This window comes from Streptomyces sp. H39-C1, from assembly GCF_027158125.1.
GTDB classification, from domain to species: domain Bacteria; phylum Actinomycetota; class Actinomycetes; order Streptomycetales; family Streptomycetaceae; genus Actinacidiphila; species Actinacidiphila fildesensis.
The window spans coordinates 35,598-58,118 of the sequence record NZ_JAPVLS010000055.1 but is presented as its reverse complement, the minus strand read 5'-3'; the positions used below and the strand labels follow the sequence as shown (position 1 = coordinate 58,118).

Here is a 22,521-nt window from a genome sequence, read left to right as displayed (position 1 = left end):
TGGTCCGGCCGGATCAGCGGGTGAACCAGGGGTTCCCGCCGAGGGACCACACCGAGACCTTGGTGACGCCGAGGCCGGTGAGGACCTGCAGCTTGCGGTCCATCGACGTCTGGTCGACGTAGTCGTAGAGCTTTCCGCCCGAGGTCCAGCGGATCTCGCCGGATCCGCTGTCCCGGCGCTGCTCGATGGTGGACGCGTTGCCCGACCAGCCGGGCTTGCCGCGCATCACGCTGAACGGGATGTTGCCCTCGATGGCCGAGGTGTCGCACGACGCGGGGGCGCTGTAGCCGTACGAGGGCAGTCCGATGACCAGCTTGTCGTGGTTGGGCACCTTGCTCCGGGCGTACTGGACGACCTGCTTCAGCCAGGCGTACGGGGTGATGGCCTTGCACTTTCCGCCCGGGTCGGAGTCGTACTCGTCGTCGTAGGCCATGATCGCGAGCTCGTCGACGCCCGTCGCGACCACCGCCGCGTAGTCGTAGTAGGGCGCGTCCTCGGTCATGGCCGGGGCGTCCACCTGCAGGCGCTTGCCGGAGGCGTGCAGCGATGTGGCGAGCTGGGTGAGGAAGGTGCGGTAGGTGGCGAAGTCGCCGGTGGACCAGGACCAGTAGTCCTCCATGTCGACGTCGATGCCGGTCAGCCCGGCGTTGACCGTCATCGCCGTGAGCTGCTGGACGGCCTGGCCGCGCCGGGCCGAACTGCCCACCAGGGCGCGGACGGTGGGGGTGTCCATGCCCGAGACGGTCGGGTACTGGTACGTCGAATGTGCCTTGAGATCGGTGACGTTGGCCGCGCTGTAGGCGTTGCACAGGCCCTGCGCCGTGGTCTCCAGGAGCAGGGTGCCGTTGGGCTGGACCGCCCAGTACTCGGGCTTGAGCGCTCCGCTCCTGAGCCGGTTGTCGGCGTACTCGGCCTGGCCGGAGCACTGCGGCTCACCGGCGGAGCCGGGGTAGAGCCAGCCCTGCAGCTGCACACCGGACGGGACGGCGGGGACGGCGGCGGGAGCGGCGTGGGCCGGGGCGGGCGTACGGCCCGCGGGAGAACCCATGGCCGATCCGGCGGTGAATGCCGCGACCGTACAGGCGGCGGCCGCGGCGGCGGCGGTGAGAAGTCGGCGATTGCGCATGGTGCTGGCCTCCGGTGACGGTGGTCGGAATCCTGACCAGTGGGGGGATGGCGCTGGGGTGATGGTGGACCAGGAGGCGGCAATTGGTCAATAAGTGGTCAGTTTATTTACGCCAACCTGTCTGCTGACCTAAGCTGAGAGCACAAGATTGGCCACTGTGTGCTCACTGCGCGGGAGCGGCGTACCCGATGACTGCCGGACTGAGAAAACGCGATCTGATCCGCGAGCACCTGATCTCGCTGATCGAGGCCCGTGCGGTGGGGCAGGCCATCCCGGCCGAACGGCAGCTGTGCGTCGAACTGGAGACGTCCCGGCCGACGTTGCGCGCCGTGGTGGACGAACTGGTCAAGGACGGCTGGCTGGTGCGCGAGCACGGGCGCGGGGTGTTCGTCGGCACGCCGAAGATCTCCCAGCGGATCGTGACCGCGCCGGCCGCCGATCAGTCCGGCTACCCGGCGGCCCCGGGGACGTGGACCAGCCGCGTCCTCGACCACTCGGTGATCCCGGCCGGCATGAGCATCGGGAGCCGGCTCCGCGTCGAGGCCGGCACCCCCGTGCTGCGGGTGGCCCGGCAGCGGCTGGTCAACGACGAGCCGATGGCGCTGGAGACCATCCACGTCCTCAGCGAGCTGGTGCCCGGCGCCACCGCGGACGACGTCGAGAGCGGCTCCTTCTACTCCCTGCTGCGCGAGCGCTACGGCATCGAGCCCTCCGCGGCCGAGCAGATCCACGAGGCGCTGTCCGCCGACACCGTGCAGGCGTCGCTGCTCGGCATCAGCGCCGGAGCGGCGGTGCTGTCCTCCGAGCGCGTCACCCGCGACCAGCACGGCCGGCTCTTCGAGTACACGCACGCCATCTACCGCGGCGACCGCTACCGGCTGGTCTCCCAGCTGGCCCTCAGCGGTCCGCCGGACGCCGCGAGTCCCCAGGTCACGCCCACCGTCTGACCGCGCGCGCCACCGTGCTCCGGCCGGGGCCGTGTGGCAGCATCGGCCGCATGCTGCTGCGGTCCGCCACGCGCGCGGCCGCCGCCGCGCTCCTGATGTGCCTCGTCGTGCTCCTCACCGGCTGCTCCTCGGACACCGGGACGCGCACCGGGACGACGGGTACCGGGACCGCGACGCGCTCCCCGGCGTCCCCGGGCAGCGGCTACGGCCCCACCGCCTCCGTTCCCGGCTGGGCCTCGGGACGGGCGACGGTCGCGGCCGGCCGGCTGCCCGCCGAGGCGCGGAACACACTGGCGCTGATCGACCGGGGCGGCCCGTACCCGTACGCGAAGGACGGGGCGGTGTTCAGCAACTTCGAGAGGGAACTGCCCCGCGAGAAGTCCGGCTACTACCACGAGTACACCGTCACGACCCCGGGCTCACGCGACCGCGGGGCCCGCCGGGTCATCACCGGCGAGGGCGGGGAGTTCTACTACACCGACGACCACTACCAGACCTTCAAGGCGGTGCTGCGGTGACGGCCACCGTGCTCGACCTCGCCGGTGTCACCACCCGGCACGAGTTCATGGACCGCTGCGCCCGGTCGCTGTCCCTGCCGGAGTACTTCGGCCGCAACTGGGACGCCCTGGCGGACTGCCTCACCGACCTGTCCTGGTGCCCGGCCGCCACCCGGCGCCGGCTGCGGGTCACGGGCTGGCAGGAGTACGCCGCCGTCTCGCCCCGCGAATGGCGCATCGTCACACAGATCCTCCGGGACGCCTCCGACTTCTGGCAGCACACCGACACCCCCCTTCACGTGATCGTGGAGGAAGCCACAAACGAGGTCTGAGCCCCCTGGTGGAAGGCACAGAACGGGGGGCGCCGGTTCGCCAGAACTTGGTCGCATCGGCGATGATGGCGTAGGAGCCGCAGCCTGGACGGCGCTGGTTCGGTGCTGACTCCCCACCCGCCCCAGACGTATAACCGCAGGTGAGGCAGCCAGTATGAAATTCCTCAATGACGTGAAGCCCCCTTACGACCTGACCTACGACGATGTCTTCATGGTGCCCAGCCGCTCCGCGGTCGGGTCCCGGCAGGCGGTGGACCTCGCGTCCCCCGACGGCACCGGCACCACCATCCCGCTGGTCGTCGCGAACATGACCGCCATCGCCGGCCGCCGGATGGCCGAGACGGTCGCCCGCCGTGGTGGCCTCGTCGTGATCCCCCAGGACATCCCGATCGACGTGGTCGCGGACGTCGTGGCGTACGTCAAGAGCTGCCACCTGGTGCTCGACACCCCGATCACGCTGGCTCCGCACCAGACCGTCGCCGACGCGCTGTCGCTGCTGCCCAAGCGGGCGCACGGCGCGGGCGTCGTCGTAGAGGACGGCCGCCCGGTCGGCGTCGTCACCGACCACGACCTCACCGGCGTGGACCGCTTCACCCAGCTGTCCGAGGTGATGACGCGCGACCTGCTGCTCGTGGACGCCGGCATCGACCCGCGCGAGGCCTTCAACCGCCTCGACGCCGCCAACCGCAAGCTCGCCCCGGCCGTGGACGCGGACGGCCGGCTGGTCGGCATCCTGACCCGCAAGGCCGCGCTGCGCGCCACCCTGTACACGCCCGCCACCGACGCCAACGGCAAGCTGCGCATCGCCGCCGCCGTCGGCATCAACGGCGATGTCGCGGTCAAGGCCAAGCAGCTGCTCGACGCGGGCGTCGACACACTCGTCGTCGACACCGCGCACGGCCACCAGGAGTCGATGCTCACCGCGGTCAGGGCGGTCCGCGCCCTCGACCCGCAGGTGCCGATCGTGGCGGGCAACATCGTCGCCGCCGAGGGGGTGCGCGACCTCATCGAGGCCGGCGCGGACATCATCAAGGTCGGTGTGGGCCCCGGCGCCATGTGCACCACCCGCATGATGACCGGCGTGGGCCGCCCGCAGTTCTCCGCGGTCCTGGAGTGCGCCGCCGAGGCGAAGAAGTACGGCAAGCACGTCTGGGCCGACGGCGGCGTCCGGCACCCGCGCGATGTCGCGATGGCGCTGGCCGCGGGCGCGTCCAACGTGATGGTCGGCTCCTGGTTCGCCGGCACCTACGAGTCCCCGGGCGACCTCCAGCAGAGCGCCGAAGGGCGGCTGTACAAGGAGAGCTTCGGCATGGCCTCGGCTCGCGCGGTGCGCAACCGAACGAGCGAGGAGTCCGCGTACGACCGGGCCCGCAAGGCGCTCTTCGAGGAGGGCATCTCCACCTCGCGGATGTTCCTCGACCCGACGCGTCCGGGCGTCGAGGACCTGATCGACTCGATCATCGCGGGGGTGCGCAGCTCGTGCACCTACGCGGGCGCGGGCTCGCTCGCCGAGTTCGAGGAGAAGGCCATCGTCGGCATCCAGAGCGCCGCCGGCTACGCCGAGGGCAAGGCCCTGCACGCCAGCTGGAGCTGATGACGCAGCACGCCGAGCGCCGGACGGGCTGGGACTCCAGCCCGGTCCGGCGCTCTCGCGTTCGCCCCCACAAAGCGGACAACGCAACGACCTGCCGCAGCGATGGCAATGATTCGGCGCACTCCGGCGGTTTCGCGCAACGATCATCCGCAGATGCGCAATAGACCCGCATTACAGGCACTCGTCATACCTCGTAAGGTCATGCCCTGTACGTGGAGCGGTGGCGACCCCAAGCTCGGCGGTTCCCACCGGTAGTGCGCCGGGACGCGCACTCCCGTACGGTGCCGCCGCGACCTCGCCGCCGCCGTCCGAACCGGCACGACCAAGGAGCTCCCGCAGTGGCACGAACTGGCGCAGCGCCGTCCACCCGCGACCGGACCGGGGCGGATCCCGCCCCGGGCGGCCCCACCCCCGGCGGCGGCTTCGGAGGCAGGCTGATGCGGCGCAAGCCCGTCGACCGGCTCGTCGCCGAGGGCGGCCACGGTGACGGCGGGGAGCTGAAGCGCTCCCTCGGCATGTGGCAGCTGACGATGATCAGCATCGGGGCGACCCTCGGCACCGGCATCTTCGTGGTGCTGGGCGAGGCCGTCCCCAAGGCCGGCCCCGCGGTCGTGATCTCCTTCGTCATCGCCGGGTTCACCGCGCTCTTCTCGGCGCTCTCCTACGCCGAACTGGCGGGCAGCATCCCGGTCTCGGGGTCCTCGTACTCCTACACCTACGCCACGATGGGCGAGTTCATCGCCTGGCTCTGCGGCTGGTGCCTGATCCTGGAGTACGGGGTGTCGGTCGCCGCGGTCGCGGTCGGCTGGGGCCAGTACCTCAACGAGCTGCTGCACGGCACGATCGGGGTCACCATCCCCGACGCGTTCGCCAACCCGCCGGGCGCGGGCGGCGTCGTGAACATCCCCGCACTCCTGGTCGTGCTGCTCTCCATGGCGTTCCTGCTGCGGGGTGCCCGGGAGAGCGCCCGCGTCAACACCGTCATGGTCGTCGTGAAGATCGCCTCGCTGGTGCTGTTCTGCGCGGTCGCCTTCACCGGCATCCGGGCCGGCAACTTCCACCCGCTGATGCCGCTCGGCATGGCGGGCGTCAGCGCCGCGGGCGCCACGCTGTTCTTCTCCTACATCGGCTTCGACGCCGCCTCCACCGCAGGCGAGGAGGCCAAGAACCCCAAGCGCGACATGCCGCGCGCGATCATCCTGTCGCTGCTCATCGTCACGGTGCTGTACTGCCTGGTGGCGCTGGTCGCCGTCGGCGCCATGCCGTGGCAGCAGTTCAGCGACGCCCACGCCGCCCTCGCGCAGATCCTCCGCCAGGTCACCGGCCAGAGCTTCTGGGCGGTGCTGCTCGCCGCGGGCGCCGTCATCGCGATCGCCAGCGTGGTGCTGACCGTGCTGTACGGACAGACCCGCATCCTGTTCTCGATGTCCCGCGACGGCCTGGTGCCCAAGATCTTCTCGAAGGTCGACCCGAAGAGCGGCACCCCGCGCGCCAACACCGTGATCGTCTCGCTCTTCTGCGGCATCCTGGCGGCCCTGGTGCCGCTCGGCGAGCTCGCCAACGCCACCAGCATCGGTACGCTCTTCGCCTTCGCCCTGGTCAACGTCGCGGTGATCATCCTGCGCCGCACCCGGCCGGACCTGCCGCGCACCTTCCGCGTCGCGTTCTCCCCGGTCACCCCCGCCATCGGGTTCCTGCTGTGCCTGTGGATGATGACCAGCCTCGGCGCCCAGACCTGGAAGTGGTTCGGAATCTGGATGGCCGGCGGACTCGTGCTGTACTTCACGTACGGCATGCGCCGGTCCCAGCTCGCCCGAGAAGAAGTGTGAACCACCCGCTGTGCGCCTGAATGATCTCGACGAACGCATCGTCCATGCCCTTGCCGAGGACGCCCGCCGCTCCTACGCCGACATCGGCACCCAGGTCGGGCTCTCCGCCCCCGCCGTCAAACGCCGGGTGGACCGGCTGCTGGCCTCCGGCGCCATCACCGGCTTCACCGTACGGGTGGACCCGGCGGCGCTCGGCTGGGAGACCGAGGCGTTCGTCGAGATCTACTGCCGGCGCAACACCGGCCCCGGCGACATCCTGCGCGGCCTCGCCCGCTACTCCGAGGTCGCGACCGTCTCGACCGTCACCGGCGAGGCGGACGCCCTCGTCCAGGTCTTCGCCTCCGACGTGCGGCACTTCGAGCGGGTGCTGGAACGGATCGCCGGGGAGCCGTTCGTCGAGCGGACCAAGTCCGTCCTGGTGCTGTCGCCGCTGCTGCGCCGCTACACCTCGGGCTCGCCGGCCTAGGCCGTGCCGTCCCAGGCTGTGGCCTGAACCACATACGCAACAGATCGCCGCCGGCCGGCTCCGAGACGCAACGGATCGCTGGTAGGTGCGCAAGATTCACATCTTGTTGCGTAGGTGGCCGGAAACGTACCTTCTAAGAGACCCCGAACAGACCATCGAGCGACGAAGAGGATCCATGCCGCCGCTGCGCATCGCGCTGTACCAAGGCCCCGGCGGCGTTCCGGATTCCACCGGCGCCGCCCTGGCCGCGCTGGACGGCGCCGCCCGGCGGGCGGCGGCCTCCGGCGCCCGGCTGCTCGCCAGCTCCGAGATGTACCTGACCGGGTACGCGCTCGGCGACCGGATACCCGGGCTGGCCGAGCCCGCCGACGGTCCGGGCGCGCTGCGCGTCGCGGAGATCGCCGCCGAGCACGGCATCGCGATCGTGTACGGCTATCCCGAGCGGGCGGGCGCCGCGGTCTTCAACTCCGCGCAGCTCATCGGCCCGGACGGCACCGCGCTGGCGAACTACCGCAAGACCCATCTGTTCGGCGGCTTCGAGCGCGAGCACTTCACCCCCGGCGACACCACCGTGGTCCAGGCGGACCTCGACGGCACCCGGATCGGGCTGCTGATCTGCTACGACGTCGAATTCCCGGAGAACGTCCGGGCCCATGCCCTCGCGGGCACCGACCTGCTCGTCGTTCCCACGGCGCTGATGCGCCCGTACGAGTTCGTCGCACAGACCCTCGTCCCGGCCCGCGCGTACGAAAGCCAGCTGCATCTGGCCTACGCCAACCGCTGCGGCGCCGAGGGCGAGTTCCACTTCACCGGGCTCAGCTGTCTGGCAGGGCCCGACGGAACGGTCCGCGCCCGGGCCGGCACCGGTGAGGAGCTGGTGATCGCCGACGCCGACCCGGAGCTGCTGCGGGCCGCGCGGGACGAGACCCCGTACCTGCCCGACCGGCGGCCCGAGTTGTACGGCACGCTCGTCTGACGTTCGTCTGACCCCTTTTTCGCGAGGAGACACCCCCGATGACGTCCGTGCCCACCGCGGTCCATGACGAGCAGCATGTCCAGGCGCAGGCCGAGCCCCCGATCACGATGTTCGGGCCGGACTTCCCGTACGCCTACGACGACTACCTGGCGAGCCCGGCCGGGCTCGGTGCCGTACCGGCGACCGAGCACGGCACCGAGGTCGCGGTCATCGGCGGCGGGCTCTCCGGCATCATCGCGGCCTACGAGCTGATGAAGATGGGCCTCAAGCCCGTCGTCTACGAGGCGGACCGGATCGGCGGCCGGCTGCGCACCGTCGGCTTCGAGGGCTGCGACGCCGACCTGACCGCGGAGATGGGCGCGATGCGCTTCCCGCCGTCGTCCACCGCCTTCCAGTACTACGTGGACCTGGTGGGCCTGCAGACCCGGCCGTTCCCCAACCCGCTGTCGCCCGGCACCCCCTCGACCGTCGTCGACCTCAAGGGCGAGTCGCACTACGCCACGTCCGTCGACGACCTGCCCGAGGTCTACCACCAGGTCATGCACGCCTGGAACGCGTGCCTGGAGGACGGCGCGGACTTCTCCGCGATGCAGCGCGCCCTGCGCGAGCGTGACGTCCCCGTCATCCGCGAGATCTGGTCCGCGCTGGTCGAGAAGCTCGACAACCAGACGTTCTACGGGTTCCTCTGCGACTCCCCGGCCTTCAAGTCCTTCCGGCACCGGGAGATATTCGGCCAGGTCGGCTTCGGCACCGGCGGCTGGGACACCGACTTCCCCAACTCCATCCTGGAGATCCTGCGGGTCGTCTACACCGGCGCCGACGACGACCACCACGGCATCGTCGGCGGCAGCCAGCAACTGCCGCTGCGGCTGTGGGACCGCGAGCCGGACAAGCTCACGCACTGGGAGCGGGGCACGTCGCTGTCGTCGCTGCACGGCGGCACGCCGCGCCCGGCGGTCACCCGGCTGCACCGCACCGCGGGCAACCGCATCACGGTCACCGACGCGGCGGGCGACATCAGGACGTATCCGGCGGCGGTCTTCACCGCGCAGTCCTGGATGCTGCTCTCCAAGATCGCCTGCGACGACTCGCTCTTCCCGATCGACCACTGGACGGCGATCGAGCGCACCCACTACATGGAGTCGTCCAAGCTCTTCGTGCCGGTCGACCGGCCGTTCTGGCTGGACAAGGACGAGCAGACCGGCCGCGACGTGATGAGCATGACGCTCACCGACCGGATGACCCGCGGCACGTACCTGCTCGACGACGGCCCGGACAAGCCGGCGACCATCTGCCTGTCGTACACCTGGTGCGACGACAGCCTCAAGTGGCTGCCGCTGAGCGCCAACGAGCGCATGGAGGTCATGCTGACCTCGCTCGGTGAGATCTACCCCAAGGTCGACATCCGCTCGCACATCATCGGCAACCCGGTGACCGTGTCGTGGGAGAACGAGCCCTACTTCATGGGCGCCTTCAAGGCCAACCTGCCCGGCCACTACCGCTACCAGCGGCGGCTGTTCACCCACTTCATGCAGGACACGCTGCCCGAGGACAAGCGCGGCATCTTCCTCGCGGGCGACGACATCTCCTGGACGGCGGGCTGGGCCGAGGGCGCGGTCCAGACGGCACTCAACGCGGTGTGGGGCGTCATGCACCACTTCGGCGGCGGGACCGACGCGACCAACCCCGGTCCTGGCGACGTCTACGAGGACATCGCGCCGGTCTTCCTCGACGAGGACTGAGCGCCGCCGGGCATCCGTGCGGCCGGCCGGGTTGACGTCGTAACGTGACCGGGGCTTAAGGAGGCGTATAGCGGGACGCCAGCCGCTCGCGGTGCAATCCTCCGAGTAAGCGGCCCGCCCCACGCGGGCCGCCGGATCCCGGAGGTAGCGCATGAGCCGTCGCCTGCCCGTAGTCCTGGCCCTTCCGGCCGCCGCCCTGATCGCCGTCGCCGGCGCCGCAGTTCCGGCGTCGGCGGCACCCGCCGACAAACCCCAGGTCCTGTCCAGCTGGACCCAGACCAGCGCCTCCAGTTACAACGCCTTCATCTCGGCACGCAACAACCAGGGTGCCTGGTCCGCCTACGGCTTCGACTGGTCCACGGACTACTGCTCGTCGTCGCCCGACAACCCGCTGGGCTTCCCGTTCAACCTGGGGTGTGCCCACCACGACTTCGGCTACCGCAACTACAAGGCGGCCGGACAGTTCAGCGCCAACAAGCCCCGGCTGGACAGCATGCTGTACGAGGACCTCAAGCGGGTGTGCGGTTCGCACGGCTACAACGTCGTGACGAAGGCCGCCTGCAACAGCCTCGCCTGGACGTACTACCAGGCGGTCAAGCAGTTCGGCTGACCTCCGGTCCGCCCCGGCCCCGCGTCACCGGCCGGCCAGCGGAGTGAGCAGGAACCGGCCGACGAGCCCCACGCCCGCGTCGAGCCGGTCAACGCACTCCCGGTACATCGCACCGGTGTGCCGCAAGGACCAGAGCAGGCGGGACGCGGCCCAGGCCGCGTCCCGCGCCCGTTCCAGGCTCCAGGAACCGACCAGATGGGTCAGCGGGTCGGCGACGTCCAGCAGGTCGGGCCCCGGCATGAGGTCCTCGCGCACCCGCTCCTCGATGGCCACCAGCACATCGCCGATCCGCTCGAAGTCCCCCTCCATCGCGGCGGGTTCACGGTCCAGCGCCCGGCAGGTGTCGACCAGCGCGAGCGCCAGGTCATGGCCGATGTGCGCGTTGATCCCGGCGAGTGCGAACTGCAGCGGCCGAACCCCGCGGTGCCCGCGCAGCTGCAGCAGCGGACGCCAGCAGGCGGGGGCCCGGCGCCGGGAGGACTCCGTGCCGACCGCCGCCAGGTAGCGGCCGGCGAACCGTACGTCCAACTCGGCCGCCGCGTGCGGATCGTCGAAGACCCCCGCGGACATCAGCCGCCGCATCTCCTCGGTGACGGAGAGATAGACCCGGTTGAACACCGCGACGCCGTCGTGCGGCGGGAGCGCGGCGTCCAGCGCGCGCATCCGCGCCACCACTTCGTCCACGTCACCGGGGACCGTCCGCCACACCGTCGTCATGTGCCCAGCGTCCCAGCCGGCGGGCACGGGGCACGGCCGCGCGCCGGTGCGTCCCTGAAACGGGTGATGCCGGACCGCCGGTCACAGCGCGCCCGCGTCCCACGCGGTCCACACCGAGGGGTAACGGGGGCTGAACCCCAGCTCGTCGCGGATGCGGGCGGTCGACACCACGCCCTCCCACGGGTCGTCCAGCGGCCGGCCCGCCATGCCTGCGGGCAGCTCCACCCCGTTGAGCTGGTGCAGCTCGACCGCGGACACCGGGGCGTCATCGGCGATGTTGTAGACCCGCCCCGCCGCTCCCGGTGCGCGCAGCAGCCGCAGCAGACCCTGGGCGACATCGGCGTGGTGCACCATCGTCAGCCGCTGGTGCCCGGCCCAGCCGCCCGCCCACCGCAGGGACTGCGCCAGATGCGGGTCACCCTCCCCGTAGACGAAGGCGAGCCGGCCGATCCGCACATCGAGACCGTGCTCGCGGTGCAGCGCCAGCAGACCCTGCTCCGCCGCGGACTTCGAGGCCGGGTAGGCGCCCCACATCGGGGAGCCGGGCAGCGGCTCGTCGTCCTCCACCGCCGGGCGCCCGCGCCCCGCGCCGTACACCAGGTTCGTGCTGACCTGGACGAAGCGGCCGGCGCCCGCCTCGACGGCGCCCCGGCCCAGCTCCAGGGCGGCGTCGCGGTTGACCGCCCAGGCCTCCTCGTCCGGCACGCCGCGGAAGGCCGCCGCGATGTTCAGCACCGTGTCCACCCCGGCCAGCGCCTTGCGCACCGCCTCCGGGTCACGCAGCTCGCCGACCGTGACCTGCGCCCCGAGCGTGGCGGCGGGGGCGCCCCGCTCCTCGTCCCGCACCAGCACCCGGACGGCGTCGCCGGGCGCCGTCCGCGCCAGCAGCCGGGGGACGAACCGCCGTCCGACCTCGCCCGTCGCACCCGTCACCAAAGTCAGCATGTCCCGCTCCTCGTATCCGCCGTGTGAGCCCTGCCGGCGGATCGTGCCCGCCGTGCCCCAGCGTGCGGCGGAAGGACGGGCGGCGGGAGAGACCCGTCGATCCGGGGATCAGCAGTCCCTGGATACCGTCCGGCCGCGGCCGCATGCTGGAGGAGTGGACAGAACCGAACTCGCCGACTTCCTGCGCCGCAGCCGCGCGCGCCTCAGCCCCGCGGACGTGGGCCTCACCGGGGGAGCCCGCCGCCGCACCCCGGGGCTGCGCCGCGAGGAGGTCGCGCAGCTGGCGGGGATGTCCGCCGACTACTACGCACGCCTGGAGCAGGCCCGCGGCCCGCGGCCGTCCCGGCAGATGCTGGCCGCGCTGGCCCGGGCGCTGCGGCTGACGGAGGACGAGCGCGACCATCTGTTCCATCTGGCGGGGGAGGAGCCGTCGCCCGCCCACCGGCGGGGCGACCCGGCGTACGACCGCGAAGGCGCCGCCCATGTCAGGCCCGCGCTGCTGCTGGTCCTGGACCGGTTGCACGACACCCCGGCGCAGGTGATGAGCGACTTCGGCGACGTACTGGCACAGAACGCGCTGGCCGCCGCGCTGGTCGGCGACGTGTTCTCCGGCCCGCCGGGGCAGCGCAACATCGTCCGCCGGATGTTCACCGACCCGGCGGCGCGCGAGCTGTTCCCGGTCGAGGACCGGGACGGGCTCGCGCGCGGTCAGGTGGCGAATCTGCGGGCGGTGCTCGCGGCCCGGCCCGACGATCCCCGGCCGGCCGCCCTGGTGGCGGAACTGCGCGCCTCCAGCGCTGAGTTCGCGCGGCTGTGGGAGGCCCACGAGGTGGCCGTCCGGCGCTCCTCGTCCAAGCGGTTCCAGCATCCGGTGGTGGGGTTGCTGGAGCTGGACTGCGAGGTCCTGCTGAGCACCGAGCACGACCAGCGGCTGATCGTCTACTCGGCGCGGCCGGGCACCGACTCCTACGAGCGGCTGCGGCTGCTGCGCGTGGTGGGGCTGCAGGACCTCACGCCGAGCGGCCTCGGCTGACCGCGGCGGCGCTCCGCCTCACCGGGACAGCCGATTGCGGACCTTGCGCCTGACCATTCCGGCGAGGCCGCGCCAGTTGGTGACGATCAGTTCCGCCCGGCTCTCCGGGTCACGGGAGAGCCAGACGAGCATCGGGCGGAGGCCGGAGCGGAGCCTGCGGCGGCCGGCCGCGCCCGCCGGGAGCTTCGTTCCGGGAAAGCGCACCGGGACGTCCTCGAACTGCTCGCCGTACGACAGCCGCAGCAGCATTCTCCACGCTCCGGGCCTGCGGACCTCGGTGCCGAGATGGCGTACGTCGAAGACGGTCCTGAAGGTCAGCGCCGGCTCGACGCCGCCCGGATCCGTGGTGGGCACCACGACCTCGTGCCCGTCGCCCACCCGCTGGAGCACGAAATGGTGTTCCAGTTTCCCGGGGCGGCTGGTGGCCCGCAGCCGGGTGCGCAGGGTGGCGGTGAACCGCAGGTTGTCGGGCAGCCAGGCCATTTCGGTGATGTCCGCCCAGTCGGACTGTTCGAACCGGGCGAGAGCGATCAGTTCATCCAGCTGACCGCGGCGGAGCAATTGCCCGCGGGTCTGGTCGAGGGGGGAGAGCGGGGCGAGGACCTCCTCGGGGATGAAGTCCTCGAGGAGTTCCGCGGCCAGCCGCACATAGGCCTTCTGCTGGTCCGCCGGCCAGCGCGGGAAACTGCGGCCGAACTTGCCGAGAATCTCCACCTGACCCCAGCGCAGGAGCAGGCTGTTGCGCCGGGGGCCGGGTTCGGTGTTCTCGACCACCGTCTGCAGGACCTTGCGGATGCCCGCGTAGAAGTGCTCGGGATCGGGACCCTGTTGGGTGAGGTGGGCGAATCCCTCCCGCTTCATGAGGTAGTAGCAGTCGTAGTCCGCGACCACCGAGATCGCCCGGGCGGCGAAATAGGCGGGCACGATGAAGATCTGCTCCTCGGCCAGCCGGACACCCTCCGCGAAGCGCAGTCCGTGCTCGGCCACCAGCGAGCGGCGGAACAGCTTGTGCGCGGTCAGGCTCCATACCGCCTTGGTGCTGTAGATGTCGCCCCGCGCGACGTTCTGCCGGAACGGTCCTGCGGCCGCGGACCTGCCGACCCCGCGGATCCGTCCGAGGACCACATCGGAATCGTCGCGGCGGGCCGCCCCGACCATGCGCTCGAAAGCCTCGGTGCCCAGGTAGTCGTCGGGGTCGGCGAAGAAGAGGAACTCTCCGGTGGCCACGTCGATGGCACGGTTGCGCGGGCCCCCGGGAGCGCCGGAATTCGCCTGGTGGAGCACCCGGATCTCCGGATGCCGTACCGCCCAGCTGTCGAGCAACTCGGCGCTGCCGTCCGTCGATCCGTCGTTGACGACCACGACCTCGATACGGTCGATTCCGATCGTCTGATGAACCACGGATTCCAGGCATTCATCCAGATAATCAACGGCGTTGTAGACCGGAATGATGACGCTGACCCATTTCTCGGGCACGGTCGCGGTCGCCTCCTTGGTATAGCCGCAGCAAAGAGAGGGGAAGTCATGATCCGGTCGGCGAGGCGGGGATCCCGCTGCCGAGAATGGGCAATCTAGCGTAAAGCGGGGGTTGCGGGGTTTCCGTTCATTGATTGGTACCTGCCCGGCGGGCGGTCGCGGGAACCGGCGCCGAGCGGGGCATTTCGCCCCCCGTCGGTCACATCCATGAATCCTGTGCCAGGCGTTGTCAGGCCGAAGCGGCTGCCCTACGCTCACACGATCGTCAGTGTGAACACCATTCATGTATGTGATGGGAGTCTTTGATGAGCGGAAGACGTAGGGGCCGTGGAGCGCTGCTCGCCACCGTGGCCGGGCTCGCCGCCCTGCTCGCGCCCATGGCATCGCCCGCGTCCGCGGCGCCCGCGCACGTACCGGCACACACCAGCGCCGCGGCGAAGGTGCCGCGGACCGTCGTGCTGGACGGCGAGCAGCTGCGGCAGACGAAGGGGCGGCTGGCGAAGGGCGACCCAGCGCTGCGGCGGGCCGTCGCCGACCTGCGGACACAGGCCGACGGCTGGCTGGGCCAGGGCCCGTGGACCGTCACCGACAAGGACCGCACGCCGCCCGGCGGCGACAAGCACGACTACCTCAGCCAGGCCCCGTACTGGTGGGCGAGCCAGCCGAAGACCGCGGACAACCCGATGGGATGCCCGTACCTCCAGAAGGACGGGCAGCGGAATCCCGAAGTTGACGAACTCACCGACCACGACGAGCGCGGCGAGGTGTTCGCGTCCGCCTACACCCTCAGCCTCGCCTGGTACTACACCGGCGATCCGGCCTACTCGCGGCACGCCGCCGAGATCCTGCGTACCTGGTTCACCGATCCGGCCACCCGGATGAACCCGAACCTGGACCACGCGCAGATCATCCCCTGCAAGTACGACGGCCGGGCGATCGGCATCATCGACTTCTCCCAGGGCTTCACCAGCGTCCTCGACGCGACCGCGATCCTCGACACCGGAGCCCCCGGCTGGACCAAGGGCGACCGTGGTGGGATGCGTACCTGGTACGAGGGCTTCCGCAACTGGCTCGGCGGCGCCTTCGGCAAGGAGGAGGCGGCGGCGGCCAACAACCACGGCACCTTCTTCGACATGCAGCTGGCCGCGCTCCAGCTCGCCACCGGTCACGACGGCCTCGCCCGGCAGACGGTGCTGAAGGCCAGGGCCGGGCGGATCGATCCGCAGATCGCCGCCGACGGCAGCCAGCCGGGCGAGATCTCCCGCACCCGCAGCTGGCACTACTCCACCTTCAACCTGGTGGCGTTCACCCGGCTCGCGGCGATCGGCCGGCACGTCGGTGTGAACCTGTGGTCCTACCGGGGTCCGGCCGGGCAGCGGCTCTCCGCCGCGGTCGACTACCTGCTGCCCGCCGCGACCGGCAAGGTGCCCTGGCCGCACCCGGAACTGGACTTCCGGGCCTACGCGGCGAGCGACATCGTGCATGCCGCCGCCGACGCCGGGGACCCGAAGGCCCGCGCGGCGGTGCCCGCGCTCCAGGCCCCGCCGGGCGGCGACCTGTGGGCGCTGCGGCCCGCGGCCGAGCAGCTGGACTCGATCACCGGCTGAGCCCTCGCTCACCCGCCGGACGGGGCGGAAACAGCCCGTCCGGCGGCCGGGCGCAGCACTCCCGCGCCCACCACGAGTCCCGCCGCGAGCAGCGTCACGAGGCCGAACGACGCCGTCAGGGAACTGGCGTTGGCGATGACCCCGATGGCGGCCGGGGCCACCAGTCCCGAGGTGTACGTCACGGTCGCGACTCCGGCGATGGCCTGGCTGGGCACCGGGCCGGCGTGCCCGGCCGCGGCGAAGCAGAGCGGCACGACGACCGCGATGCCCACCCCGAGCAGCGCGAAGCCGGTGATGGCCAGCGGCTGTGCGTCGGCCGCGACCACCAACAGCCCGCCCACGACGGCGAGCAGGCCGCCGGCCCGCACCGTCCGCACCGGGCCGAGCCGCCGGACCACCGCGTCCCCGGCGAGCCGGGTCGCGGCCATGGTGCAGGCGAAGGCCGTGTAACTGGCCGCGGCGACACCGGCCGAGGCGCCGGTGACATCGCGGAGGTAGACCGCGCACCAGTCCATGCTCGCGCCCTCCGCGAAGACCGCGCAGAAGCCGATCGCCCCGATGACCAGAGCGGAGCGCGGCGGCAGGGCGAACCGCGGCGGCGCCTCCGCCTCCAGTTCCGGGTGGATGTCGGGAGCGCCCGCGCAGGCGAGGTAGCCGAGCGGCACCAGTACCGCGGCCGCGACCGCCAGATGCAGCCGGGCGTCGACGCCGCCGTGCGCGGCGGCCACGCCGATCGCCGAGCCCGCCAGAGTGCCGGCGCTCCACATGCCGTGCAGCCCCGACATGATCGACTTTCCCTTGCGCTGTTCGACGTCGACGCCCAGCGCGTTCATCGCCACGTCGGCCATGCCGGACGTGGCGCCGTACACGAAGAGCAGACCGCACAGCCAGACCAGGCCGGGCGCGGCGGCGGGCAGCGCCAGTGCCGCGCACCACAGGGCCAGCAGTCCGCGCAGCGCGGCCCGGGAGCCGAACCGGTGCATGATCCGGCCGGCCAGCGGCATCGCCAGTGACGCGCCGATCGCCGGGAAGACCAGCGCCAGGCCGAGCTGGCCGGCGCTGAGGTCCAGTTGGTCCTTGATCCAGGGGATCCGGGTGGCGAAGTTGCCGGTGACCGAGCCGTGCACGGCGAACACCGTCGCGATGGCTATGTGGGCCCGGCGGAGCCCCGGTTCGGCCTTCCGCGTCACTGCACTTGTCATGGCGCGTAAACTATCAGGGAGCCTACCTGATAGAAATGGCTTTTCGGATGCCTGTTCCACGGCCCGTGTCTGGAAGGATCCCGGCATGACCGCCACCCGCGCGCACAACGACACCGCGCTCCCCGGCCCCACCGCCTCGCCGCGCACGGCGCGTGTCATCAACGACCGGCTGGCGCTGGGGTTGCTGCAGAGCGAGGGGCCGCTGACCGCCGCCCAGCTGAAGAACCTCACCGGGCTGTCCCGGCCCAGCGTCGCGGACCTGGTCGAGCGGCTGCAGGACGCCGGGCTGATCGAGGTCGTCGGCACGTCGGGGGACGACCGCCGCGGTCCCAACGCCCGGCTCTACGCGATCGTCGCCGACCTCGCGTACATCGCCGGAGTGGACATCCGCACCTACAGCATCGGCATCACCGTCGCCGATCTGCTCGGCCGCACCGTCGCCACCGCGGCCATGCCCGTCGGCCCGTCCGACGACCCGGAAGAGGTGACGCGGCGCGGGACGGCACTGCTGGAGCGCACCGCCCGCGAGGCGGGCGCGGGAGCGCTGCACACCGTCGCCTTCGGGGCGCCGGGCCTCGTCGACCCCGCCACCGGCCAGCTCCGCGCCACCGGCGCGCTGCCCGCCTGGCACGGCGACCTGGTCACCGAGGTACGCGGCCGGCTCGGCATCCCGGTCCTGCTGGAGAACGAGTGCAACCTGGCCGCGATAGCGGAACAGCGCGTCGGCGCGGCCCTCGGCCAGCACACCTTCGTCCTGCTGTGGCTCGGCGCGGGTGTCGGGGCGGCCGTCGTCCTCGACGGCCGGCTGCGGCGCGGCGCCTCGGGCGGTACGGGCGAGATCGGCTTCCTGCCGGTGCCCGGCACCTCGCGGCTGCCGTCCGTCACCGACTGCGAGGGCGGCTTCCACTCCCTGGCCGGCTCCGCCGCGGTCTGCGCGCTCGCGCGCCGGCACGGCTTCCCTGACCCGGGCGACGGCGTCGACACGGCCGAGGCCGCCGTCCGCTGGGCCCGCGGATCCGGGCCGGGGGAGCGGAACGCAGCGTTCCTGGACGAGCTCGCCGACCGGATCTCCATCGGCACCGCGGCGGTCTGCGCGGTGCTCGACCCCGGCTGCGTGGTGCTGGCCGGAGAGATCGGCCGGGCCGGCGGCGAGGCGCTGGCCGGCAGGGTCGCGGAGCGGCTCCCGCTCATGTCGCCGCTGAGCACCGACGTACGGGCCGGCACGGTCACCGGCAGCGCGGTCCTGCGCGGCGCCGTGCTGTCCGCCATGGACGCCGCCCAGGAGGACCTGTTCGTCCCCGCGCCGTGACCCGCACCCCTGGTCGTCCCCGTGGAAGCCCTCCCGGACCGTATTCCGGCCCCTCTCGTGAGCCAGAGCACAGTCGCCTCTCTACCGGTGCTGTGATCGGACGTGGCAGACTGAGGGATGTATCAGTGACGTTTGCGCACTCCGGGGTCGGTGTAATTCCGAACCGGCGGTTACAGTCCGCGACCCGTCCGCAGCCAGCGGGCGGTTGACCAGGTGAAATTCCTGGACCGACGGTGAAAGTCCGGATGGGAGGCAGTGCGCGGCGGGCAATCACCGGTGCGCCGCTGCTGTCGGCTCGTCCTTCGGGCGAACCGTTTTCCGGCCTCGGCGTCTCTTGGTGCATCGTCCGCTTCCTGTCCTTCGTGACAGCCCCGGAGTCCGTGCCCTATGAGGCAGGAGGACCCGGTGGCCCCCGTTCCGGCCCACATCGCGGCAATGCGCCGAGCCATCGAGCTCGCCGCCCGCGGGCTCGGCTCCACCAGCCCCAACCCCGTCGTCGGCTGCGTCGTCCTGGACGCCGCGGGCCGCACCGTCGGTGAGGGCTGGCACCAGCGGGCCGGCGGCCCGCACGCCGAGGTCCACGCGCTGCGCGCGGCGGGGGAGTCGGCCCGCGGCGGCACCGCGCTGGTCACCCTCGAACCCTGCAACCACACCGGCCGGACCGGCCCCTGCTCCCAGGCCCTCATCGAGGCCGGCATCGCCCGTGTCGTCTACGCGGTCGCCGACCCGAACCCCGACGCCACCGGCGGTGCCGCGACCCTGCGCGCCGCGGGGGTCGACGTCGAGGGCGGACTGCTCGCCGCCGAGGCCGCCCGCGGCAACGAGGTGTGGCTGACGACCCTCGCCCGCCGCCGCCCGTTCGTGGTGTGGAAGTACGCGAGCACCCTCGACGGCCGGATCGCCGCCGCCGACGGCACCAGCCGCTGGATCACCTCCCCGGAGTCCCGCGCCGACGTCCACCGGCTGCGCGCCGAGGCGGACGCCGTCGTCGCCGGCTCCGGCACCCTGCGCGCCGACGACCCGCACCTCGCGGTGCGCGGCCTGGACGGCGCCACCCAGCCGCTGCGGGTCGTCGTCGACACCGCCGCCACCGTCAAACCCGGCGCCAGGGTGCTGGACGACGCCGCGCCCACCCTGATCGCGGTCGCCCAGGACACCAGGACCGCCCACCTGGACGGCCTCGCCGAGACCGTCCGGCTGCCCCGCGCGGCAGCCGGCCCAGGACTGGACATCCCCGCCCTGCTCACCGCCCTGTACGAGCGCGGGGTCCGCTCCGTGCTCCTGGAGGGCGGCCCGACCCTGGCCGGCGCCTTCGTGGCCGCGGGCGCCGTCGACAAGGTCGTCGGCTATCTCGCACCCGTTCTGCTCGGCGCCGGACCCACCGCGCTGGCCGACGCCGGAATCACCACCATCACGCAGGCGTTGCGGCTCGATGTGACCGAGACGGTACGCATCGGTCCCGACCTCCGCATCACCGCTTATCCCCACGCCGAGGAGAACTGAGTGTTCACCGGAATCGTCGAAGAACTGGGCGAGATCACCGCAGTCGAGGAGCTGGCCGACGCCAGCCGCTTCCGGGTGCGCGGCCCTGTCGTCACCGAAGGCGCCAAGCACGGCGACTCGATCGCCGTCAACGGCGTCTGTCTCACCGTCGTGGACTTCGGGGACGGCGAGTTCACCGCCGACGTGATGGCCGAGACGCTCAGCCGCTCCAGCCTCGGCGCGCTGGCCGCCGGCTCCCGCGTCAACCTGGAGCGCCCGATGGCGCTCGGCGGCCGGCTCGGCGGCCACCTCGTCCAGGGCCATGTGGACGGCACCGGCACCATCGTCGAGCGCAAGCCGGCCGAGCACTGGGAGATCGTCAAGGTCTCGCTGCCCGCCGAGCTGACCCGCTACGTCGTCGAGAAGGGCTCGATCACCGTCGACGGCATCAGCCTCACCGTGGTCGACGCGGGCCCCGACTACTTCACCATCAGCCTCATCCCGACCACCCTCGCGCTCACCACGCTCGGCTTCAAGCAGCCCGGCGACCCGGTCAACCTCGAGGTGGACGTACTCGCCAAGTACGTCGAGCGGCTGCTCGGCGCGAACCGGACGGAGACCACGCCATGAGTGCGCTGGACTGGCTCAACGGCGAGGCGTTCACCGCGTTCGACCAGCACATCCTCCGGTCGGACATGGCGGGGAACCTGCTCGGTCTGGGCGCCCTGGCGCTCGGCTGGCGGCGTTCCCTGCTGACCTGGCCGGTACAGCTGCTCTCCGGCCTCGTGCTGGTCGCCGCCTACGCCTCCGCGCACCTCAGCGGCGGTATCGGCAAGCAGATCGTGGTCGTCACCGTCGCGGTGTGGGGCTGGGCCCAGTGGCGGCGCGGCGGTGCCACGAAGGGCCGGCTGGCCATCCGCTTCGCCACCTGGACGGAGCGGGCCTGGCTGGTGGCCGGCACCGCCGCGGGCACCGTCGCCCTGGCGCTGCTCTTCACCGCCTACCCGAAGCTGTCCTGGGACCCGTGGCCCGACGCGTACATCTTCGTCGGCACGCTGACCGCCATGGTCGCCCAGGCCCGTGGCTGGGTGGAGTTCTGGTTCGCGTGGCTCGCCGTCGACGTGGTCGGTGTCCCCCTCGCCTTCAACAACGGGCTGGCCTTCTCGGGCCTGGTCTATGTCATCTACTTCGTCCTGGTCGTCCTCGGTCTGCGCGCCTGGTGGCTGCAGACCCGGACGGACAGGACGCCGAGCGGGACCGTCCCGGATGGAGCCACAGCATGACCGCGCTGCAGACTTGGTACGCCGACCACGACGGTGATCTCGCGCTCGACCCGGTCGAACGGGCCATCGCCGACATCGCCGCCGGCCGTCCCGTCGTCGTCGTCGACGACGAGGACCGTGAGAACGAGGGCGATCTCATCATCGCCGCCGAGAAGGCCACCCCTGAGCTGGTCGCCTTCATGATGAGCGAGTGCCGCGGGCTGATCTGCGTGCCGATGGAGGTCCCGGAGCTCGACCGGCTGGAACTGCCGCAGATGGTCGAGGCCAACACCGAGTCGATGAAGACCGCGTTCACCGTCTCGGTCGACGCGAGCGCCGCGCACGGCGTGACCACCGGCATCTCCGCCGCCGACCGGGCCACCACCATCCGGATGCTCGCCGACCCCGCCTCCGTAGCGGGCGACTTCGTGCGCCCCGGCCATGTCTTCCCGCTGCGCGCCCGCCCGGGCGGCGTCCTGGTCCGCAACGGCCACACCGAGGCCGGGGTCGACCTGGCGCGGCTGGCGGGACTGCGGCCGGCCGCGGCCATCGTGGAGATCGCCCGTGAGGACGGCACCATGGCCCGGCTCCCCGAGCTGGTGCCGTTCGCCCGCAAGCACGGCCTGTCGATCATCTCCATAGAGGATCTGATCGCCTACCGCCGGGCGTCCGAGCCCACCGTGCGCCGCGAGGCCGCGACCCGGCTGCCCACCGCCTTCGGCGACTTCCGGGCGTACGGCTACCGCAGCACCACCGACGGCATCGAGCACATCGCGCTCATCGCCGGTGACCTCGACGCGACCGGCGCCCTCGCCGACGGCGACGACGTCCTGGTGCGGGTGCACTCCGAATGCCTCACCGGCGACGTCTTCGGCTCGCAGCGCTGCGACTGCGGACCGCAGCTCCAGGCGTCGCTCGAAAGGGTGGCTTCCGAGGGCCGCGGTGTCGTCGTCTATCTGCGGGGCCACGAGGGCCGCGGCATCGGCCTGCTGTCGAAGCTGCGCGCGTACGAGCTCCAGGAGCGCGGCCGCGACACCCTGGACGCCAACCTGGAACTGGGCCTGCCCGCCGACGCCCGCGACTACGGCGCCGCCGCGCAGATGCTCACCGACCTCGGTGTGCGGTCGGTGCGGCTGCTGACGAACAACCCGGAGAAGGTCGACGCGCTCACCCGCCACGGCCTGAAGGTCCTCGCCCGCGAGCCGATGGCTGTCGTGGCGGGGGAGCACAATCTGCGGTACCTGCGCACCAAGCGGGACCGGATGGGCCACGACCTGCCGTGGCTCGACCCGGTCGTGACCAGCCCCTGCGGCAACCAGTAGCGGCGGCGAACCACCCGCACGACCACCCGCACCACCCCGCACGACCC

21 protein-coding genes and 1 riboswitch are annotated in these 22,521 nt (G+C 71.8%); of the genes, 16 read left to right on the top strand and 5 right to left on the bottom strand.

Annotated features, from left to right (window positions below):
- Window positions 1-13 precede the first annotated feature (13 nt).
- The gene (locus tag O3W51_RS30660; RefSeq protein ID WP_244809090.1) at window positions 14-1,126 is read right to left on the bottom strand and encodes a glycosyl hydrolase family 18 protein; all 1,113 of its coding nucleotides are present in this window, start codon (window positions 1,124-1,126) and stop codon (window positions 14-16) included.
- A 188-nt stretch (window positions 1,127-1,314) separates the two neighbouring features.
- Here O3W51_RS30660 and O3W51_RS30655 point away from each other — a divergent pair, with 188 nt between their 5' ends.
- The 9 genes from O3W51_RS30655 (at window position 1,315) to O3W51_RS30615 (ending at window position 10,119) form a co-directional block, all read left to right on the top strand.
- Window positions 1,315-2,073, top strand: a complete 759-nt coding sequence (locus O3W51_RS30655) for a GntR family transcriptional regulator (RefSeq protein ID WP_138353007.1) — start codon at window positions 1,315-1,317, stop codon at window positions 2,071-2,073.
- A 50-nt stretch (window positions 2,074-2,123) separates the two neighbouring features.
- Window positions 2,124-2,591, top strand: coding sequence for a ribonuclease domain-containing protein (locus O3W51_RS30650; RefSeq protein WP_138353008.1), 468 nt, complete (start codon window positions 2,124-2,126; stop codon window positions 2,589-2,591).
- Window positions 2,588-2,902, top strand: a complete 315-nt coding sequence (locus O3W51_RS30645) for a barstar family protein (protein ID WP_244809089.1) — start codon at window positions 2,588-2,590, stop codon at window positions 2,900-2,902. The genes O3W51_RS30650 and O3W51_RS30645 overlap by 4 nt, the downstream gene beginning before the upstream one ends.
- A gap of 154 nt (window positions 2,903-3,056) precedes the next feature.
- Window positions 3,057-4,496: a GuaB1 family IMP dehydrogenase-related protein gene (locus O3W51_RS30640; RefSeq protein WP_138353009.1), complete on the top strand. Its 1,440-nt coding sequence runs from the start codon at window positions 3,057-3,059 to the stop codon at window positions 4,494-4,496.
- Between the two features lie 338 nt (window positions 4,497-4,834).
- Window positions 4,835-6,325 (top strand): amino acid permease, encoded by a 1,491-nt coding sequence (locus O3W51_RS30635; protein WP_244809088.1) that lies wholly within the window; start codon window positions 4,835-4,837, stop codon window positions 6,323-6,325.
- A 10-nt stretch (window positions 6,326-6,335) separates the two neighbouring features.
- Window positions 6,336-6,791, top strand: coding sequence for an Lrp/AsnC family transcriptional regulator (locus tag O3W51_RS30630; protein WP_138353010.1), 456 nt, complete (start codon window positions 6,336-6,338; stop codon window positions 6,789-6,791).
- 175 nt (window positions 6,792-6,966) lie between these two features.
- A complete protein-coding gene (locus O3W51_RS30625) occupies window positions 6,967-7,767 on the top strand; it encodes a carbon-nitrogen hydrolase family protein (protein WP_138353011.1) in 801 nt (266 codons plus the stop codon).
- 38 nt (window positions 7,768-7,805) lie between these two features.
- Entirely contained in the window at window positions 7,806-9,509 is a 1,704-nt protein-coding gene (locus O3W51_RS30620) for a flavin monoamine oxidase family protein (protein ID WP_138353012.1), read from the top strand.
- A gap of 151 nt (window positions 9,510-9,660) precedes the next feature.
- Entirely contained in the window at window positions 9,661-10,119 is a 459-nt protein-coding gene (locus O3W51_RS30615; protein ID WP_138353013.1) for a phospholipase, read from the top strand.
- A gap of 24 nt (window positions 10,120-10,143) precedes the next feature.
- On the opposite strand, the gene O3W51_RS30610 is transcribed toward O3W51_RS30615, so the two are convergent.
- Window positions 10,144-10,836, bottom strand: a complete 693-nt coding sequence (locus tag O3W51_RS30610) for a DUF5995 family protein (RefSeq protein WP_269287802.1) — start codon at window positions 10,834-10,836, stop codon at window positions 10,144-10,146.
- An 81-nt stretch (window positions 10,837-10,917) separates the two neighbouring features.
- Window positions 10,918-11,781, bottom strand: coding sequence for an NAD-dependent epimerase/dehydratase family protein (locus O3W51_RS30605; RefSeq protein WP_138353015.1), 864 nt, complete (start codon window positions 11,779-11,781; stop codon window positions 10,918-10,920).
- Window positions 11,782-11,935: 154 nt separating this feature from the next.
- Between O3W51_RS30605 and O3W51_RS30600 the strand changes: the two genes are divergently transcribed.
- Window positions 11,936-12,814 (top strand): helix-turn-helix transcriptional regulator, encoded by an 879-nt coding sequence (locus O3W51_RS30600; RefSeq protein ID WP_138353016.1) that lies wholly within the window; start codon window positions 11,936-11,938, stop codon window positions 12,812-12,814.
- 18 nt (window positions 12,815-12,832) lie between these two features.
- Here the strand turns inward: O3W51_RS30600 and O3W51_RS30595 are convergent, their stop codons facing one another.
- Window positions 12,833-14,290: a glycosyltransferase family 2 protein gene (locus tag O3W51_RS30595; protein WP_269287801.1), complete on the bottom strand. Its 1,458-nt coding sequence runs from the start codon at window positions 14,288-14,290 to the stop codon at window positions 12,833-12,835.
- A gap of 305 nt (window positions 14,291-14,595) precedes the next feature.
- Between O3W51_RS30595 and O3W51_RS30590 the strand changes: the two genes are divergently transcribed.
- Window positions 14,596-15,897: an alginate lyase family protein gene (locus tag O3W51_RS30590; protein ID WP_198357467.1), complete on the top strand. Its 1,302-nt coding sequence runs from the start codon at window positions 14,596-14,598 to the stop codon at window positions 15,895-15,897.
- A gap of 8 nt (window positions 15,898-15,905) precedes the next feature.
- Here O3W51_RS30590 and O3W51_RS30585 read toward each other — a convergent pair whose 3' ends face one another.
- On the bottom strand, window positions 15,906-17,099 hold the full coding sequence (locus tag O3W51_RS30585) for an MFS transporter (protein ID WP_138353019.1): 1,194 nt from the start codon (window positions 17,097-17,099) through the stop codon (window positions 15,906-15,908).
- Between the two features lie 85 nt (window positions 17,100-17,184).
- Between O3W51_RS30585 and O3W51_RS30580 the strand changes: the two genes are divergently transcribed.
- From O3W51_RS30580 to O3W51_RS30560, 5 genes are all read left to right on the top strand, one after another.
- Window positions 17,185-18,408 carry an ROK family transcriptional regulator gene (locus O3W51_RS30580; RefSeq protein ID WP_138353020.1) on the top strand — a complete coding sequence of 408 codons (1,224 nt, stop codon included), beginning with the start codon at window positions 17,185-17,187 and terminating at the stop codon, window positions 18,406-18,408.
- Window positions 18,409-18,540: 132 nt separating this feature from the next.
- Window positions 18,541-18,671, top strand: a riboswitch (FMN riboswitch).
- Window positions 18,672-18,795: 124 nt separating this feature from the next.
- Window positions 18,796-19,911, top strand: coding sequence for a bifunctional diaminohydroxyphosphoribosylaminopyrimidine deaminase/5-amino-6-(5-phosphoribosylamino)uracil reductase RibD (ribD, locus tag O3W51_RS30575; protein WP_138353021.1), 1,116 nt, complete (start codon window positions 18,796-18,798; stop codon window positions 19,909-19,911).
- Entirely contained in the window at window positions 19,912-20,520 is a 609-nt protein-coding gene (locus O3W51_RS30570) for a riboflavin synthase (protein WP_138353022.1), read from the top strand.
- A complete protein-coding gene (locus tag O3W51_RS30565) occupies window positions 20,517-21,173 on the top strand; it encodes a nicotinamide mononucleotide transporter family protein (protein ID WP_138353023.1) in 657 nt (218 codons plus the stop codon). Before O3W51_RS30570 ends, O3W51_RS30565 begins: the two co-directional genes overlap by 4 nt.
- Window positions 21,170-22,474: a bifunctional 3,4-dihydroxy-2-butanone-4-phosphate synthase/GTP cyclohydrolase II gene (locus O3W51_RS30560; RefSeq protein ID WP_138353024.1), complete on the top strand. Its 1,305-nt coding sequence runs from the start codon at window positions 21,170-21,172 to the stop codon at window positions 22,472-22,474. The genes O3W51_RS30565 and O3W51_RS30560 overlap by 4 nt, the downstream gene beginning before the upstream one ends.
- Window positions 22,475-22,521: the final 47 nt, after the last annotated feature.

Coding starts and splice junctions, on each gene's coding strand:
- O3W51_RS30565 (WP_138353023.1), top strand. CDS start 20,517: ATGAGTGCGCTGGACTGGCTCAACGGCGAGGCGTTCACCGCGTTCGAC.
- O3W51_RS30580 (WP_138353020.1), top strand. CDS start 17,185: ATGACCGCCACCCGCGCGCACAACGACACCGCGCTCCCCGGCCCCACC.
- O3W51_RS30590 (WP_198357467.1), top strand. CDS start 14,596: ATGAGCGGAAGACGTAGGGGCCGTGGAGCGCTGCTCGCCACCGTGGCC.
- ribD (WP_138353021.1), top strand. CDS start 18,796: ATGAGGCAGGAGGACCCGGTGGCCCCCGTTCCGGCCCACATCGCGGCA.
- O3W51_RS30615 (WP_138353013.1), top strand. CDS start 9,661: ATGAGCCGTCGCCTGCCCGTAGTCCTGGCCCTTCCGGCCGCCGCCCTG.
- O3W51_RS30620 (WP_138353012.1), top strand. CDS start 7,806: ATGACGTCCGTGCCCACCGCGGTCCATGACGAGCAGCATGTCCAGGCG.
- O3W51_RS30660 (WP_244809090.1), bottom strand. CDS start 1,126: ATGCGCAATCGCCGACTTCTCACCGCCGCCGCCGCGGCCGCCGCCTGT.
- O3W51_RS30585 (WP_138353019.1), bottom strand. CDS start 17,099: ATGACAAGTGCAGTGACGCGGAAGGCCGAACCGGGGCTCCGCCGGGCC.
- O3W51_RS30650 (WP_138353008.1), top strand. CDS start 2,124: ATGCTGCTGCGGTCCGCCACGCGCGCGGCCGCCGCCGCGCTCCTGATG.
- O3W51_RS30655 (WP_138353007.1), top strand. CDS start 1,315: ATGACTGCCGGACTGAGAAAACGCGATCTGATCCGCGAGCACCTGATC.
- O3W51_RS30625 (WP_138353011.1), top strand. CDS start 6,967: ATGCCGCCGCTGCGCATCGCGCTGTACCAAGGCCCCGGCGGCGTTCCG.
- O3W51_RS30640 (WP_138353009.1), top strand. CDS start 3,057: ATGAAATTCCTCAATGACGTGAAGCCCCCTTACGACCTGACCTACGAC.
- O3W51_RS30605 (WP_138353015.1), bottom strand. CDS start 11,781: ATGCTGACTTTGGTGACGGGTGCGACGGGCGAGGTCGGACGGCGGTTC.
- O3W51_RS30560 (WP_138353024.1), top strand. CDS start 21,170: ATGACCGCGCTGCAGACTTGGTACGCCGACCACGACGGTGATCTCGCG.
- O3W51_RS30610 (WP_269287802.1), bottom strand. CDS start 10,836: ATGACGACGGTGTGGCGGACGGTCCCCGGTGACGTGGACGAAGTGGTG.